This is a genomic window from Aeromonas sp. FDAARGOS 1419 (assembly GCF_019047045.1).
GTDB classification, from domain to species: domain Bacteria; phylum Pseudomonadota; class Gammaproteobacteria; order Enterobacterales; family Aeromonadaceae; genus Aeromonas; species Aeromonas veronii.
On sequence record NZ_CP077209.1, the window covers coordinates 1,827,724 to 1,844,506 of the forward strand.

Here is a 16,783-nt window from a genome sequence, read left to right on the forward strand (position 1 = left end):
CTTAGCGCAACCGGCTGCTCAGCGCCTGAATATGCTCGGGACCGATACCGCAGCAACCGCCGATAAGGTTTGCCCCGGCCGCGCGCCAGCGCTCGGCCCAGCCGAGATAATCCAGCGGCCCCAAATCGGCGCGGATCTCGTCCAGCCCATCGTTGGCGGTGGCCTCTTTAGGCTGCGGCGGGAAGGCGTTGGCATAGGCACCGAGGCGAATGTCTGCGCGGCCCAGCGCCTGCAATCGGGTGCGGGCAACCTCGAGAGCCCCCTCGATCACCTCGGGCTGACAGCAGTTGAACAGGATGGCACCGACTCCAGCCGCCACCAGCGCGGTCACCGCATCGGCGACTCGCTCGCCGGAGCGCAATCGCGGCTCGTTGCCCGGCGCCTCATCTTCCAGCGTGAAGGAAACCCAGAACGGCTTGCCATCTTTCGGCAGCAGCGCTTTCAGGGCCAGTGGCTCGGCAATCAGGCTCATGGTCTCGGCCAACCAGATATCCACATAAGGGGATAGCGCCCGGATAAGCGGCGTCGCCAGCTCGCTCACCCGGTCCGCCTTGAACAGGTCGGCACGGTAGGAGCCAAACAGCGGTGGCAGAGAACCCGCCACCTGCACGGCGCCTTTCTGCTCGTCAGCCACTTCGCGGGCCAGCTGACCGGCCAGCGCCGCCAACCCCTCCCCTTCGGCAAAGAAACGCTCATCGCCGATATGAAACGGCACCAGTGCATAGCTGTTGGTAGTAATGACCCTGGCCCCGCTCGCCACATAGGCCTGATGCACGTCACGCACCGTCTCTGGCGCCTCCATCAAGGCCAGCGCCGACCACTCGGGTTGACGAAACGGTGCTCCTCGCCGTGCCAGCTCGCGCCCCATGCCCCCATCCAGCACCCACAATTCCCTGGTTTCCATCTGTCGTGTCTCTTTGTTATGTGCGTTGTTTATTTGCGTATTTATCTGTTTGTTTTGTTGATCTGCGGTTTCGCCTCGAATCGCTGCAGATCGTCCTGCTTCATCCTGGGAAGCCCTTTTATTATACAGCCATAAAGACATATGAATGTTTAGATGGCCAAAACAAGATAAAACAAAGTGCCACGGGCGGCAATCAGTATCAGCAGAAATCAGCGTGCAAACGGCGAGGCAAACGCAGAAATGCAAGAGGCCACCCGAAGGTGGCCTCATCACAATCTTGATCCGCTGGCAGTTTAACGCCCGGCCAGCACTCGCTTGATCTGCTTGACCCAGTCGGAGACCCGCCCCTGCTGCGGCAAGCCGCGCCAGATCTGCTCCCACTGGGCAGGGCTGAGCGGACGACCGAGGCGACGCTGCACACCCGCATAGAGGTAGTCATGGGCCGTGGTGGCCGCATGCTCGGAGGTGAGGAATTTGGAGACCGGATCGGTCAACCGCACATCCCGCATGCCGAGCAGCGGATAGTCGTTGTGCACCGCCGCCAGCATGGTCTCGCGCATGGCGGACTCGATGTAGCCACGGGCAAACAGGGCGGTCACCGACTCCAGCGACCCCTGATCCGGGCCGTGATACTGCTCGTCAAAGACCGGGCTCGGCTCGGCCATGCCACTTTGTACCACCGCATCGGGATCCGGCTGCGGCACGACCACGGCAGGCTTGGGGGCTACCGGCTTGGCTGCTACTGTGGCTTTGCGCGGCGCACTCTGGCTACAGGCACCTAGTGCCAGGGCGAGCGCGACACAGGCCAGCGCACGGGAATGAGACTGCATCTTCATGACTCTTATGTCGCTCCTTTTACGATTCCTGAGCTGGCTTCTCGGCCACAGCCGGTTCGACCCGGGTAACCAGCAGCTGATCAATCTTGTAACTGTCGATATCCACCACTTCGAACTTGTAACCGGCGTATTTGACCGAGTCAGTGCGCTTGGGGATCTTGCGCAGCATATACATGATAAAGCCAGCGATGGTCTCGTAGTTCTGGTTCTCGGGGAACTCTTCGATATCGAAGGCGCGCATCACGTCGGAGATGGGGGTAACCCCGTCCACCAGCCAGGAGTTCTCGTCGCGCTGGACGATCTGCTCTTCCACCACGTGGGTGGCCCACTCGCCCATGACGGTACTCATCAGGTCGTTCATGGTGACAATCCCCACCACCAGCGCGTACTCGTTCATCACCACGGCAAAGTCGCCACGATGATTCTTGAAGTACTCCATCGCCTCATAGAGGTTCAGGGTATCGGGGATGATGATGACGTTCTGCACCAGGTTGCCACCGATCAGGTCGATGCTCTGGCCGCCGATAACGCGGATCAGCAGCTCTTTGGCATCGACAAAGCCCTTGATGCTGTCGAGGTTGTGGTCACAGACCAGAAACTTGTTGTGGGGATGTTCGGCGATCTTCGCCTTGATGCTCTCTTCACTCTCTTGCAGGGTGAAGTAGATGAGGCTCTCGCGGGCCGTCATGGCAGAGGTGACACCAAGGGACTGCAACTCGAACACGTTCTCGATGAGCTGATGCTCCTCGCGCTGGATAACCCCCGCCTCGGCACCGGCATCCATCACCGCATAGATATCGTCGGAGGTGATCTCGTCGTTGCGCACGGTGGAGACGCGCATCAGACGGAACAGGGAGTTGGCCAGCCCGTTGAAAACCCACACCAGCGGCATCAACACAGTGACGAAGAAGAGCATCGGGCGCACCACCACCACGGCAATCTGCTCGGGCATGGTCATGGCCAGACGCTTGGGCATCAGGTCGGCGATCAGGATAAACATGCCGGTGACGAACACGAAGGAGGCACCGGAGCTGATCTCGCCAAGCCAGGGGCCCTGGTAGAACTGGGAGACAATCCCCTTGATGGCGGGGTTGAGGGCAGACTCACCCAGGATACCGCCCAGAATGGCAACGGTATTGAGGCCAATCTGCACCACGGTGAAAAAGTTGCCCGGCTGGGCCTGCAGGGCCAGCACCTTTTCGGCCTGGCGATTACCTTCATCCGCCATCACCTGCAATTTGATCTTGCGAGACGCGGCGAGAGAGATCTCGGAGAGGGAGAAGAACACACTGCCGCCAACCAGCAGCATTAAAAAGAACAAACTATCGGCAAAACTCATGATTAACCTATTGCTACACCCGCCTTAGCACAAGACGGCAAACTGGGCCCGGGAGACCGGACCGTGAGCCCATCCGGGACTCACACAGGGGGAGTATTCTATCAGAAAACAGCCAGTTGGGGGCTTTATCTTACTCCGACCAGTTATGCAACAAAAAAGGCGCTTCACGCGCCTTTTTATTCACTTCCGGTTAGCCCTTGCCCAGCAAGGTGCCCAGATCGTCCGCCTTGGTGTGGCGCACATCCTTGCCTTTCACGTAGTAGACGATGTACTCGCAGATGTGCTGGCAGCGATCGCCAACCCGCTCGATGGCTCGCGCCGCCCACAGGACGTTGAGCACCTGGGGGATGGTGCGGGGATCTTCCATCATATAGGTCATCAGCTCGCGGATGATGGACTCGTACTCGCGGTCTACCTTGTCATCTTCCTTGTAGACCGCCAGCGCCGCATCCAGATCCATGCGGGCGAAAGCGTCGAGCACATCGTGCAGCATCTTGATGGTACGACGGCCCATGTTCTCCAGCGACACCAGCGGCGGCTGCGGCTTGTTGGCGTTGTCGGTCAGCATGCGGGCGATCTTGTCGGCCACGTCGCCAATGCGCTCCAGATCAGTGATGGTCTTGATGATGGCCATCACCAGTCGCAGGTCGGAGGCTGTCGGCTGACGCTTGGCGATGATGCGGGTGCACTCCTCGTCGATCGCCACTTCCATCGCGTTGACCTTGTGGTCGTTGGCCACGATCTTGCGAGCCGCATCGAGATCCTGATCATGTATCGCCGCAATGGCGTCGGTGAGCTGCTGCTCCACCAGACCGCCCATAACCAGCACCTGGTTGCGCACGCTCTCTAGCTCGGCATTGAACTGACCGGAGATGTGTTTATTGAGGTTCATATTGTCCATACAAATAATCCTTGATTGCTCCGATTATGCCTTAGCCGTTGAACCGACTGCCAATCTGTTTGTAGTGGTTCATTCGCTCCTCTCCTTAGCCGTAACGACCGGTAATGTAATCTTCGGTCTTTTTCTTGGCCGGGGTGGTGAAAATGGTGTTGGTATCCGAGTACTCGATAAGCTCGCCCATATACATGAAGGCGGTCTGATCCGACACACGCGCGGCCTGTTGCATGTTGTGGGTCACGATCACCACGGTGAACTGGCTCTTGAGCTCGTTGATCAGCTCCTCGATGGTGAGGGTGGAGATGGGGTCGAGTGCCGAGGTCGGCTCATCGAGCAGCAACACTTCCGGCTCGATGGCGATGGCACGGGCAATCACCAGACGCTGCTGCTGACCACCGGAGAGACCGAAGGCGTTGTCATGCAGACGATCCTTCACCTCGTCCCACAGGGCCGCACCGCGCAGAGAGCGCTCGGCGGCCTCATCCAGGGTACGGCGATCATTGATCCCCTGCAGGCGCAGACCATAGACCACGTTCTCGTAGATGGACTTGGGAAACGGGTTCGGACGCTGGAACACCATGCCCACCTGACGGCGCAGGGCAGAAACATCGACGCTCTTGTCATAGATGTTGTGGCCGTGCAGCTGAATTTCCCCCTCGATGCGGCAGATCTCCACCAGATCGTTCATCCGGTTGATGCAGCGCAGCAGGGTCGATTTACCACAGCCTGACGGGCCGATAAAGGCGGTCACCTGCCCTTTGGGGATCTTCATGTTGACGTTGAACAACGCCTGCTTGCTGCCGTAGTACAGGTTGAGATCCTTCACCTCCAGCGCGGTCTGCTCCGGGGTCAGGTTGAGCAGGTCCAGCGCGGTGTGCTGGGTAGACGTGGTCGTTACGTTGATCATCTGTTACCTCAAAATCTATCTGGAGTGGCCGGACAGCTGCCGGCGCCCCTCACGTATTGGTGCAGAGAGATGGCGGCTCGCGCTCGGCCGCCCCTCTGTTATCTCACTCTTGTATCACTCAAGAGGCGCCGGATTAATGCTCCAGCGACCGGAATTTCTCGCGCAAGTGGTTACGAATACCGATAGCGGTCAGGTTCAGACCCACGATCACCGTCACCAGCAGGAAGGAGGTGGCGTAGACCAGCGGGCGGGCAGCCTCAACGTTGGGGCTCTGGAAGCCGACGTCATAGATGTGGAAGCCCAGGTGCATGAACTTGCGCTCCACATGCAGATACGGGAAGTTGCCATCCATCGGCAGGGTCGGTGCCAGTTTTACCACCCCCACCAGCATCAGCGGCGCCACTTCACCGGCTGCACGGGCAATCGCCAGAATAAGGCCGGTCATGATGGCCGGACTCGCCATCGGCAGCACGATGCGCCAGAGGGTTTCGGCCTGGGTCGCGCCCAGTGCCAGCGAGCCCTGACGGATGGTGCTCGGGATCCGCGCCAGCCCCTCTTCGGTGGAGACAATCACCACCGGCAGGGTCAGGATGGCCAGGGTCAGCGCCGACCAGATCACGCCGGGTGAACCAAAGGTTGGGCTCGGCAGCGCTTCCGGGTAGAAGAGGCGGTCGATGCTGCCCCCCAGGGTGTAAACGAAGAAGCCCAGACCAAACACGCCGTAGACGATGGAGGGCACGCCCGCCAGGTTGATCACCGCAATGCGAATGATCTTGGTCAGACTGTTCTTACCCGCGTATTCGTGCAGGTAGACTGCCGCCACCACCCCCAGCGGGGTCACGATGATCGCCATCAGGAACACCATGAACACCGTGCCGAAGATAGCCGGGAACACCCCGCCCTCGGTGTTGGCTTCACGGGGATCGTCAGAGACGAACTTGCCGATCTGGTGGAACCAGTGACCCACCTTGGCCAGCAGGCTCATGTCGTTGGGCCATACCACGTCCAGTACCTTGGACATCGGCATGGTCACCAGCTCGCCACGCATATCCTTGACGGTGATGGCGTCGCGGTCCGCTTGGCTACGCAGGGAGAAGAGCTCTTTTTCCAGCACCTGATAGCGATCGTTGAGGGCCTGACGCTCGCTGGCCAGTTCGGCTTTGAGCTGATCGGTCAGCTTGTCATCCAGCTCGGCCTTGCGCTCTTTCAGGCGCAGCCGCTCCAGTTGATAGTTGATGCTGCCGATGTCCCCTTTTTGCAGATCGTTGGCCTGTTCGGAGAGGGCATTGGCTCGCGCCAGCACCCGCTGCAGGGCAGGATGCAGATCAGAGGTGAGCTCGCGGCCATCCTCTTTCACCCCGACGATATAGCCATAGAAGTTGCCGTTGGTGGCACGCTCAACCATGGCCAGCTCAGCTGGCTGGCTCTGGGACTTGATGTCCGTCTCCAGCACCCAGCGAAAATCGAGGTCAACGAACTCGCGGTTGCCGGTCTTGACCAGATAGCGGGTCAGCAGCTCGCGCTCTTCCCCTTCCAGTGGCAGACCTGCAGCGCGCAGTCGCTCCACCGGTACCTGCTCGCGATCGTTGATCTCGCCGATCAGTACGCTCTTGTTGCCGCTGGCATCTTCCAGCTGCCACTCATAGATGGGGTGCGGCCAGAAGTAGACCAGACCACGCCAGCCGATCAGCAGCAGCAGACCCAGTACCGCCACCAGACTCAGGCTGACGGCACCGCCGGTCATCCAGATCCAGGGGGCCCCTGATTTAAACCACTTACCCATTGTCGATTCCTTGTCCATTACAGAGTCGCCCCTTACATCGAGCTGTATTTTTCACGCAACCGCTGACGGACAAACTCGGCCAGGGTGTTGAACAAAAAGGTGAACACAAACAGGACAAAGGCCGCGAGGAACAGTACCCGATAGTGGGAACTGCCCACTTCCGATTCCGGCATCTCCACCGCGATGTTGGCGGCGAGGGTGCGCAGCCCCTGGAACATGGAGAAGTCCATGATGGGGGTGTTGCCGGTAGCCATCAGCACGATCATGGTCTCGCCTACGGCGCGGCCAAGCCCCATCATCACCGCAGAGAAGATGCCCGGGCTGGCAGTGAGGATCACCACCCGGCTCAGGGTCTGCCACGGGGTGGCCCCCAGTGCCAGCGAGCCTTGGGTCAGATGCTTGGGCACCGAGAAAACCGCATCTTCAGCAATGGAGAAGATGGTGGGGATGACCGCAAAGCCCATGGCGATACCGACCACCAGCGAGTTGCGCTGGTCAAACTTGATACCCATTTCGTGGGTCAGCCAGATGCGCGAATCGCCGTGCATAAAGGCATTCTCGATGAGCGGGCTCAGGGCGAAGGCCCCCCAGCCAATCAGCAGCAGCACCGGGATCAGCAGGATGGCGTGCCACCCCTCCGGCAGCCAGGACTTGCCGCGCTCCGGCAGATAGTTCCAGAGCAGTGCAGTCAGCAACATCCCCATCGGCAGCAATATCAGCAGCAGGATCACCCCGGGCAACGCCCCCTCGATGATCGGCGCCAGCCACAGACCCGCTAGGAAGCCCAAGATAACAGTCGGCAGCGCCGCCATGATCTCGACCGTCGGCTTGACGTATTTGCGCAGCCCCGCCGACATGAAGTAGGCGGTATAGATGGCACCGGCCACGCCGAGCGGTACAGCAAACACCATGGCGTAGAAAGAGGCTTTCAGCGTACCGAATACCAGCGGCACCAAACTCAGCTTGGCTTCAAAGTCGTTGCTGGCGGAGGTGGATTGCCACACATACTGGGGCTCCGGATAGCCTTCGTACCACACCTGTTGCCAGAGTGCAGACCAGGTCACTTCGGGGTGTTCGTTCTCCACCGAGAAGAGCTTGAAGCTGTTCCCTTGCTGCATCAGCAACAGGTTGTGACGGGGGGAGATGGCCAGGGCAGAGAGTTCGCCCCCTTCCACCGTCTCGGTCAGCAGCTTGGTCTCGCCAGTGGCATGGAAGAAACTGATGATGCCGTCCTTGTCGGCACTGATGAAGCCTTTGCGAAAGTGCTCGGGAGTCAGCAGATCTACCGCGCCATCGCCCTTGAAGTCACGAATTTGGGTGAACTGGCGTTTGCCATCCTTCGCCACTTCGAACCACTGTGAAATCACGCCGTTGTCATTACCCACCAGCAGTGAAGAGGCGCCGGAGAGCAGCTGAACCCGGGTCACATTGGCGTTGGGGGCACTGATCTCCAGCACGTTGCGCAGGGAGATTTCGCTCAGGTTATGAATGTCATAGACGGAGAGGCGATTGCCCTCGCGCACGAACAGGATCCGCAGATTGGGGGTCAGCAACATCTGATCCACATGGCGCGGCAGGGAGGGAATCGTGTAGTTTTCACTGCTCCACTCAATCTCCCCGGAGATGAAGTTCTCCTCACCGCTCATCACCGTCATCACGCCACGACCATCTTCGGTCACGGCGGCGGTCGCCATCTTGTCCTTGGTGGCTTCGAACACCATCAGTTGCAGTGCCTTCCCTTGCGGGTCGATCACCACCGGCTCTTCGCCGAAGGGATATTGCAGGCTGGGTTCAATCACCCGCACATCGTTGGGATAGGAGACCTTGAACGCTGGCTGGACGACCTGCGCCTTGCCATCGGCAAAGCCGTAAGCGATCAGCCGCTGGCCCGGTGCCGGGGTCGCTACCGTGGTGATGTCACCAGCAACCTGAGCCTGACCCAGTGACTGGCCGACCTTGATCTTGTCATCTCCCTGCACCGCAAAGAAGTTGACCTGCCCTTTATCGCTGAAGCGATAGCCGATCTCGTTCTGCTCTTCCACGCCGAGCCAGGCGGTCTTCCCTGCGGCAGGCAGGGTAAACGAGGCGGTCGGCTCCATGGAGGCGCCATTGAAGATGGGTTTCACCACATAGAGCAGATAAAAGAAGATAAGCAGCAGCGCCACCAGTACCAGGGCTCCGCCTGTGGTGACGCCATATTTGGCCAATTTATCCTTGATCCGGCGTTTTCTACTGCCCGCCATGACCAGGTTTAACGATTCCGATGACATGCAAGACCTCAATGTAAGCTAGGCTTCGCGGCATTATATGGCGGTTGCATGACAGTTTTGTTACATCGAGAACGCTTTAACAGAGGTTGTTAGCGGAAAAATGGGCGGGGATCCCTTCGAAAGCGGGCGAGCGTAATATATTGTTTCTAAAGGGATATTTATTCTTATAATCAGCAAGGGCAGCCTGCGCTGCCCCCGAATGATTCAGGAAAGGGTATCGTTTGATTGTTGCAGCGCCAGTTTGGCCGCCTTTTTCTCGGCGCGACGGCGCTTGAAGAAGGCCGACAACTGGGCCGAGCAGGCATCAGCCAGCACACCGCCGGTCAGCTCGACGCTGTGATTGTGGCGCGGGTCCTGCAAGATCTCGAACACCGACCCCGCGGCACCGGTCTTGAGGTCTCGGGCGCCGTAAACCACCCGCTTGACCCGGCTATGGATCAGCGCACCGGCACACATACAGCAGGGCTCCAGCGTCACATAAAGAGTGGTGTCGAGCAGGCGGTAGTTCGCCAGCTGCTTGCCAGCCGCCCGGATCGCCATCACCTCGGCATGGGCACAGGCATCGTGTTCGCTGATGGAGCGGTTCCACCCCTCTCCCACCACCTGACCATCAAGCACCAGTACGGCACCGACCGGGATCTCGCCAATTCCTTCGGCCCGGGTGGCCAATGCCATGGCATGGCGCATCCACTGTTCGTCCTGCTCGGTTTGACTCTGTGCCTGACTCGGTATTTCTGGGACCTCTGATGGTTTCACGCCCATCCCCTCTTTATATTGTTCAATTGTGCTGTTTGCATTCCAGCTATCCACATCTGTCAGATAATTCCATAGATAGCAGGCATGATAGCTCGCGGTGACAGGGCGGCGATTATGCCAAATCTGCACGTCAGACCCAAGCCGCATCCCGACTGAGCAATAAAGAAGCAATCGGCATCTCTATGATAAAAAAGGAGTTGCACCCGTTTGGCCATGCTATTAGACTTCCTCCCCGTCAGCCGAGTCTGACTCCGTCGGTGTGTAGCGCAGCCAGGTAGCGCATCTGCATGGGGTGTAGAGGGTCGGAGGTTCGAATCCTCTCACACCGACCATTTTCCCCGAGAATAGCCCAGTCAAACGACTGGGCTATTTTTTTGCCTCCGATTTATCCTCCTGACGATGCCTACCTATCAAGCACAAAAAACACTCAGAACCACTTGAATCTTTTTGCCGAACTCATTAAGATGCGCAACTTTCCGCCGGTAGACAACACAGGGAGGTGGAAACACGAGTGAAGGGATCACTGTCCGGCTTGCGTGCAACACAGGACCAGGCATGAACCAGAACACCGATTTCGCACCCGCCATTACGCTTTATTCCGTTCCTCACGACACCCCTTGCCACACCGAAAGCGAAAATGAACAGGTCATCCAGCTGGATGTGATCGATCTGGCCGAACCGGATGATGACTATTGAGCCCGGCCAGATGGCCGCTCAATCACTGGGGCATCGCCTGTACAACACACTCAGTTTCACACCCTTGGCGAGAAATCTGCAAAAAACGACAAACTGCTAATTCTATCAAGGATGGCAGTATTATTGACTGATGCGTCTCCCCCTTCCCTCTCCAGCATCCCCCCCGACAATTGATACAAACCTACGTTATTGCGCTTCACTTTCCATCGTTGCAACCGCTGGTGCCAACAGAGCCTGCATCACCACGCCAAGTTTAAAACGCACGTTCACCAACTAGGTCTAGCAATAGCAAAATATTCATTGCCACATTCAAACGCAATTTATACAGCTGTTTTGGCAAAGCCTGGAGTTAGGTCGGGATTTGTTTTTGCATTTGTAATTTTATTACGTAATAAGTTACAAAATGAGGTGCAGGGTAACGGCCCAAATTAGCCGTTGTCCGATGGGAAAAAGCAGGAGCATAACCATCTGCGTAGAGCTTTTACACCAACCAAATAAAGCAATAAAAAACATCAACTTAACCATATCCAAAAAACAGGTGTTTAAAAAAAACTGTTGACGTACTCAACAATATTTCGCACCTTATCAATCGTGTTACCCCGTTGTTGCGGGAACGTTTCAGGAACAGGGATTCGACTTTAGTCGTAGTTAGTAAGTTCAAAATGTAATTCTCAAAGGAGTGAACCTTATGTCGGCACCGGCTCAGACCCACTGCAGCGCCCGCCTTCGCATCCAGGGCGAGATGCAACCCGAATACGCGCAAATTCTGACGCCGGACGCGGTGGCTCTGGTCTCCGAACTGGTGGAACGTTTTGCTCCCCAAAGAGGGGAATTGCTGAAACAACGTGTGGCACGCCAGGCCCGTATCGATGGTGGCGAGCTGCCGGACTTCCTGCCGGAAACCGCCCACATCCGTGAAGGTGACTGGACTATTCGCGGCATTCCCGCCGACCTGCAAGACCGCCGTGTGGAGATCACCGGCCCGGTCGAGCGCAAGATGGTGATCAACGCCCTCAACGCCAACGTCAAGGTGTTTATGGCGGACTTCGAGGACTCACTGGCCCCCGCTTGGAACAAGGTGATCGAGGGTCAAATCAACCTGCGCGATGCGGTCAACGGCACCATCTCTTACACCAGTCCGGAAGGAAAGGCTTATACCCTGAGCACCGATCCGGCCGTCCTCATCTGCCGGGTGCGCGGTCTGCACCTGCCGGAAAAACATGTCACCTTCGATGGCGAGCCCATCCCAGGCGGCCTGTTCGATTTTGCCCTCTACTTCCTGCACAACTATCAGGCGCTGCTGGCCAAAGGCTCCGGCCCCTACTTCTATGTACCCAAGCTGCAGAGCCATCTGGAAGGGCGTTGGTGGAGCGAAGTGTTCGCCTGGACCGAGGACAAGTTCGGCCTGCCCCGTGGCACCATCAAGGCCACCGTGCTGATTGAAACCCTGCCAGCCGTATTCGAGATGGATGAGCTGCTCTATCAGATGAAGGATCACATCGTTGCGCTGAACTGCGGCCGCTGGGACTACATCTTCAGCTATATCAAAACCTTGAAGAACCATCCGGATCGGGTACTGCCTGATCGTCAGGTGGTGACCATGGACAAGCCGTTCCTCTCCGCCTACTCGCGGCTGCTGATCAAGACCTGTCACAAGCGGGGTGCGCTGGCGATGGGTGGCATGGCCGCCTTTATTCCGGCCAAGGACGCTGCCGCCAACGAGCAGGTCTTCGCCAAGGTCAAGGCCGACAAGGAGCGCGAAGCCAACAACGGCCACGACGGTACCTGGGTCGCCCACCCTGGCCTCGCTGATACCGCCATGGCGGTGTTCAACGCCACCATTAAGGCTGGCGCCAAGAACCAGATCGGCGTGCTGCGCGAGCAGGATGCCCCCATCACCGCCGCCGACCTGCTGGCACCCTGTGAGGGCGAGCGCACCGAGGCGGGGATGCGCACCAATATCCGGGTTGCCCTGCAATATCTGGAGGCCTGGATCAACGGCAACGGTTGCGTGCCCATCTACGGTCTGATGGAAGATGCCGCCACCGCCGAGATCTCCCGTACCTCCATCTGGCAGTGGATCCGCCACGGCAAGAGCCTGTCGAACGGCAAGGTGGTGACCAAAGAGCTGTTCCGCCAGATGCTGGCCGAGGAGCTGGAGGTGGTCAAAGCCGAGGTGGGCGCCGCGCGCTGGCAGGCAGGACGCTTTGCCGAGGCAGGCGAACTGATGGAAGAGATCACCTGCGCCGATACCCTGATCGATTTTCTGACGCTGCCCGGTTACGAGCGGCTCTGAATCACGGGCCCCCAGCGGGGCTCGCCAATAACAAGTCAATGGAAACGTGAAATCAATGAAAGAGGGAACTGATATGGCACTGACCCGTGAGCAACAGATCCAGGCTATCGAGAAAGACTGGGCGGAAAACCCCCGCTGGAAAGGGATCAAACGCGGCTACAGCGCCGAAGATGTGGTGAACCTGCGCGGCAGCTTGCAGCCGGTGCACACCCTGGCCCAGCGTGGAGCCGACAAGCTGTGGGGTCTGATCCACGGCGACGCCAAGAAAGGCTACGTCAACTGCCTCGGCGCCCTGACCGGCGGTCAGGCGGTGCAGCAGGCCAAGGCGGGGATCGAGGCGATCTACCTCTCCGGCTGGCAGGTGGCGGCGGACAACAACTTGTCCTCCACCATGTATCCGGATCAGTCCCTCTACCCGGCCAACTCCGTACCGTCCGTGGTGGAGCGCATCAACAACTCCTTTGCCCGTGCCGACCAGATCCAGTGGGCCAACAAGGTAGGACCGCAGGATGAGGGCTTTATCGACTACTTCCTGCCCATCGTGGCGGATGCGGAAGCCGGTTTCGGCGGCGTGCTGAACGCCTTCGAACTGATGAAGGGGATGATTGAAGCGGGCGCCGCCGGCGTGCACTTCGAGGATCAGCTCGCTTCCGTCAAGAAGTGCGGTCATATGGGCGGCAAGGTGCTGGTACCGACTCAGGAAGCGGTGCAGAAGCTGGTTGCCGCCCGTCTGGCAGCCGATGTGTGCGGCACCACCACCCTGGTGATCGCCCGTACCGACGCCAACGCCGCTGACCTGCTGACCACCGACGCCGACCCGTACGATGCAGACTTCCTGACTGGTGAGCGCACTGCTGAAGGGTTCTACAAGGTGCGTGCCGGTATCGATCAGGCCATCGCTCGCGGTCTGGCTTACGCCCCCTACGCCGACATGGTGTGGTGTGAAACCGCCAAGCCGGATCTGGACGAAGCGCGTAAATTTGCCGAAGCAATCAAGGCCAAGTTCCCGGATCGCATCCTGGCCTACAACTGCTCCCCGAGCTTCAACTGGAAGAAGAATCTGGACGATGCCACCATCGCCCGCTTCCAGCAGGAGCTCTCCGACATGGGCTACAAGTACCAGTTCATCACCCTCGCGGGTATCCACAACATGTGGTTCCACATGTACGAACTGGCCTACCAGTACGCCCGTGGCGAAGGGATGAAGCACTACGTTGAGATGGTGCAGGAGCCGGAATTTGCCGCCGCCAGCCGTGGCTACACCTTCGTGGCCCACCAGCAGGAGGTCGGTACCGGTTACTTCGACAAGGTGACCACCGTGATTCAGGGTGGCCAATCCTCGGTCACCGCCCTGACCGGCTCCACCGAAGAAGATCAGTTCCACTAATAAGAGAGCTGCCTTGAAATAGCAAAACCCCGGCCTGATGCCGGGGTTTCTTTTTATCTGCCACTCAAACGAAAGTCAGACGCACAACCGCACACAGTCGAGAGGGATCAGAGCTCGAGGATCTCTTTGACAAAGGGAATGGTCAGCTTGCGCTTGGCGCGAAATGAGGCGTTGTCGAGCTGGTTGAGGGTGGTAAGCAGAGTGCGCATATCGCGGGAGAGTCGGTTGAGCAGGAAACGGCCCACATCGATGGGCAGTTTGAAGCCCCGCAGCTCGGCACGCAGCTGCAGGGCACTGAGCTTGCCTTCATCATCCAGCTCTTCGAGATGGAAACTCACCCCCCAGTCAAGGCGCGAGGCGAGATCCGGCAGTTGCAGCCCCAGTTTGCGCGGCGCGCTGCAGCCAGTGACCACCAGCGTCCCCTCCCCCTTCTCCCGCCAGCGGTTGTAGAAATCGAACAGCGCCCGCTCCCACACGGCATTGCCGGCGATCGCCTCGAGGCTGTCGAGACAGACCAGCGGCAGGCTTTCGAGAGCATCGAGCATGCTGGGATCAAGCTGTTCAAACTGATCGAGGGAGAGATAGGCCGCAGCCGCATCGCGTGCGTTGACCTCGGCACAGGTGGCGTGGAGCAGATGAGAGCGTCCGGATCCCTTGGCTCCCCAGAAATAGAGGAAAGGCGATCCCTGACCGATGGCCGCGTTTTTGAGGGCGGTGATCAGATGAGCATTGTTGCCGGGATAAAAACTGACGAAGGTTTCATCATCCGGTAGTTGTACGGCTAAAGACAGTTGGGCCGGTTGCTTCACTCGTTGGGCTTTGACTGTGACATTTGTGGCTAAGTGTATCATCGCAAAGGCAGATAGAGAACCGCTCGGACAGGCCGGGCGGTCTACAAAAGCCTTATAAAATCAGGGCTGCGACCATTGGTAACGCAAACCGCTGCCATTATCGTCAACCTTGCGCAAACGACTCTCGAGCTGCAGCGCCCGCACCAGTTCGGCCTGATCCCCTTGCAGGGTAAAGTTGAAGGTGACCTGGTCCCCCTCCAGCTTGCCGATCGCCACCTTGCTGACGTTGGCCATCCCCTGCAGCATCTTCTGCACGGCGATCATGCTGTCCACTTCGGAGAGGCCATCCACCACCAGGGTCTGGCTGGTTGCCGGACCCGAGATACGGGCACCGTAGTTTTTCACCAGCCAGGCCGCCAGGGTATCAGCAAACCCTTGCGCCACTTCGGCCTGAGTGCCGGTGCTATTGCCACGGGTCAGCTCGGTCACTTCACCGGCCGCTTTGGGGCCGTAGAGTCCCCAATCGATGCTCCATTTGTCACCTTCCGGTGTCAACTTGCCCAACACCACCATCTCGGCGCCATAGCGCTGGCTTGCCTGCAAAATCGGGTCGGCAAAGCGTCCCCAGACGTCGGTGGCACTGACCGCCATGTTGTCATCGAGATCCATCAGCGGAATGCTGATGGGTAGCCCCAGCGTCTGGGCCTGCTCGCGCAAGGCTTGCGCCCAACCATCGCTGGATTGATCCGCCAGCAGGTGACGCTCCCCCTGATCCACCACCAGCCAGATGGCCATCTGGGGACGAGCCGGGCCAAGCAGGGCAAACTGGCTCTCGGAGACCAGGCTGTTGACCTTGTCACTCTTGAACTCGGCTTTTAGATACTTGACGGAGTCCTGATCCTGATAGCCATAGCTTTTGACATAGTCGCCCGGGGCCGCCAGCGCCTTGACCACCACAGGTTGGGTGAGGATGTCGCGCTTGCCGGTCACCTTGATCAGCACCTGACCGAGAGCCTGCCCTTGAGCGGCCACCATGTCACCACTGGTCGGGGCCTTGCCCTGATAGAGGTCGGTCACCTGAGCGGCCGAGGCCATGAATGACAAGCCGCAGCAGAGGGCGGTCACAACACGTTTGAACATGAACAGAGTCTCGAAATGGGAGAGTGTGCTTATGGTAGCGGCAAGGCGCATCCTGCGGCAAGGCTGGCACAAGCGGCCACAAACAGCAGAGCCGGCGATGCGCCGGCTCCGATCACCCCTTCCACATGGGAAGCAGGTTAAGGTGTCAACTTACTTGGTACCGAAGATCTTGTCGCCGGCATCGCCCAGACCCGGCACGATGTAGCCTTTCTCGTTCAGCCCCTGGTCGACAGAAGCGCAGTAGAGCTCTACGTCAGGGTGAGCGGCTTCCAGCGCCTTGATCCCTTCCGGCGCGGCAACCAGTACCAGCACCTTGATGGATTGGCAGCCTTTCTTCTTCAGCAGATCGATAGTGGCAATCATGGAACCACCGGTGGCCAGCATCGGATCGATGACCAGCGCCAGACGCTCTTCGATGTTGCTGACGATCTTCTCGAAATAGGGAACCGGTTGCAGGGTCTCTTCATCGCGGTAGATACCGACCACGCTGACGCGGGCGCTCGGCATGTGCTCCAGCACGCCATCCATCATGCCAAGGCCGGCACGCAGGATGGGTACGACGGTTACCTTCTTGCCTTTGATCTGGTCAACTTCTACTGGCCCATTCCAGCCATCGATGATAACCTTCTCGGTTTCGAAGTCAGAGGTCGCTTCATAGGTCAACAAACTGCCCACTTCTTTGGCCAGTTCACGGAAACGCTTGGTGCTGATATCGCCTTCACGCATCAGACCGATCTTGTGTTTGACCAGGGGGTGTTTGACTTCAACGACTTTCATTAT

General features: G+C 58.7%; 14 protein-coding genes and 1 tRNA gene. 4 read left to right on the top strand and 11 right to left on the bottom strand.

Annotated features, from left to right (window positions below):
- Position 1: 1 nt before the first annotated feature.
- The 8 genes from I6L49_RS08125 to tadA all read right to left on the bottom strand — a co-directional run bounded on the left by I6L49_RS08125 (position 2) and on the right by tadA (position 9,693).
- On the bottom strand, positions 2–904 hold the full coding sequence (locus I6L49_RS08125; RefSeq protein ID WP_216951161.1) for a homocysteine S-methyltransferase family protein: 903 nt from the start codon (positions 902–904) through the stop codon (positions 2–4).
- A gap of 293 nt (positions 905–1,197) precedes the next feature.
- Entirely contained in the window at positions 1,198–1,740 is a 543-nt protein-coding gene (locus I6L49_RS08130; RefSeq protein WP_069555291.1) for a hypothetical protein, read from the bottom strand.
- Positions 1,741–1,759: 19 nt separating this feature from the next.
- Positions 1,760–3,079: a hemolysin family protein gene (locus I6L49_RS08135; protein ID WP_005334094.1), complete on the bottom strand. Its 1,320-nt coding sequence runs from the start codon at positions 3,077–3,079 to the stop codon at positions 1,760–1,762.
- A gap of 190 nt (positions 3,080–3,269) precedes the next feature.
- A complete protein-coding gene (phoU, locus tag I6L49_RS08140) occupies positions 3,270–3,980 on the bottom strand; it encodes a phosphate signaling complex protein PhoU (RefSeq protein WP_005334097.1) in 711 nt (236 codons plus the stop codon).
- An 85-nt stretch (positions 3,981–4,065) separates the two neighbouring features.
- Positions 4,066–4,884, bottom strand: coding sequence for a phosphate ABC transporter ATP-binding protein PstB (gene pstB, locus I6L49_RS08145; protein WP_005334102.1), 819 nt, complete (start codon positions 4,882–4,884; stop codon positions 4,066–4,068).
- A 133-nt stretch (positions 4,885–5,017) separates the two neighbouring features.
- Positions 5,018–6,667 carry a phosphate ABC transporter permease PstA gene (gene pstA / locus I6L49_RS08150; RefSeq protein WP_064336777.1) on the bottom strand — a complete coding sequence of 550 codons (1,650 nt, stop codon included), beginning with the start codon at positions 6,665–6,667 and terminating at the stop codon, positions 5,018–5,020.
- A gap of 32 nt (positions 6,668–6,699) precedes the next feature.
- Positions 6,700–8,937, bottom strand: coding sequence for an ABC transporter permease subunit (locus I6L49_RS08155; RefSeq protein WP_216951162.1), 2,238 nt, complete (start codon positions 8,935–8,937; stop codon positions 6,700–6,702).
- A gap of 204 nt (positions 8,938–9,141) precedes the next feature.
- A complete protein-coding gene (gene tadA, locus I6L49_RS08160; protein WP_204483817.1) occupies positions 9,142–9,693 on the bottom strand; it encodes a tRNA adenosine(34) deaminase TadA in 552 nt (183 codons plus the stop codon).
- Between the two features lie 255 nt (positions 9,694–9,948).
- Here tadA and I6L49_RS08165 point away from each other — a divergent pair.
- The 4 genes from I6L49_RS08165 to aceA all read left to right on the top strand — a co-directional run bounded on the left by I6L49_RS08165 (position 9,949) and on the right by aceA (position 14,072).
- Positions 9,949–10,025, top strand: a tRNA-Pro gene (locus tag I6L49_RS08165).
- A gap of 223 nt (positions 10,026–10,248) precedes the next feature.
- Entirely contained in the window at positions 10,249–10,389 is a 141-nt protein-coding gene (locus I6L49_RS08170) for a hypothetical protein (protein WP_005334106.1), read from the top strand.
- A gap of 688 nt (positions 10,390–11,077) precedes the next feature.
- Positions 11,078–12,685, top strand: coding sequence for a malate synthase A (gene aceB, locus I6L49_RS08175; RefSeq protein ID WP_216951163.1), 1,608 nt, complete (start codon positions 11,078–11,080; stop codon positions 12,683–12,685).
- 73 nt (positions 12,686–12,758) lie between these two features.
- Positions 12,759–14,072 carry an isocitrate lyase gene (gene aceA, locus I6L49_RS08180; RefSeq protein WP_005344572.1) on the top strand — a complete coding sequence of 438 codons (1,314 nt, stop codon included), beginning with the start codon at positions 12,759–12,761 and terminating at the stop codon, positions 14,070–14,072.
- A 107-nt stretch (positions 14,073–14,179) separates the two neighbouring features.
- On the opposite strand, the gene hda is transcribed toward aceA, so the two are convergent.
- The 3 genes from hda to upp all read right to left on the bottom strand — a co-directional run bounded on the left by hda (position 14,180) and on the right by upp (position 16,780).
- Positions 14,180–14,881 (bottom strand): DnaA inactivator Hda, encoded by a 702-nt coding sequence (gene hda, locus I6L49_RS08185; RefSeq protein WP_206900005.1) that lies wholly within the window; start codon positions 14,879–14,881, stop codon positions 14,180–14,182.
- Between the two features lie 102 nt (positions 14,882–14,983).
- Positions 14,984–16,003 carry a DUF2066 domain-containing protein gene (locus tag I6L49_RS08190; protein WP_139477103.1) on the bottom strand — a complete coding sequence of 340 codons (1,020 nt, stop codon included), beginning with the start codon at positions 16,001–16,003 and terminating at the stop codon, positions 14,984–14,986.
- A gap of 150 nt (positions 16,004–16,153) precedes the next feature.
- A complete protein-coding gene (gene upp / locus I6L49_RS08195) occupies positions 16,154–16,780 on the bottom strand; it encodes a uracil phosphoribosyltransferase (protein WP_005334115.1) in 627 nt (208 codons plus the stop codon).
- Positions 16,781–16,783 lie beyond the last annotated feature (3 nt).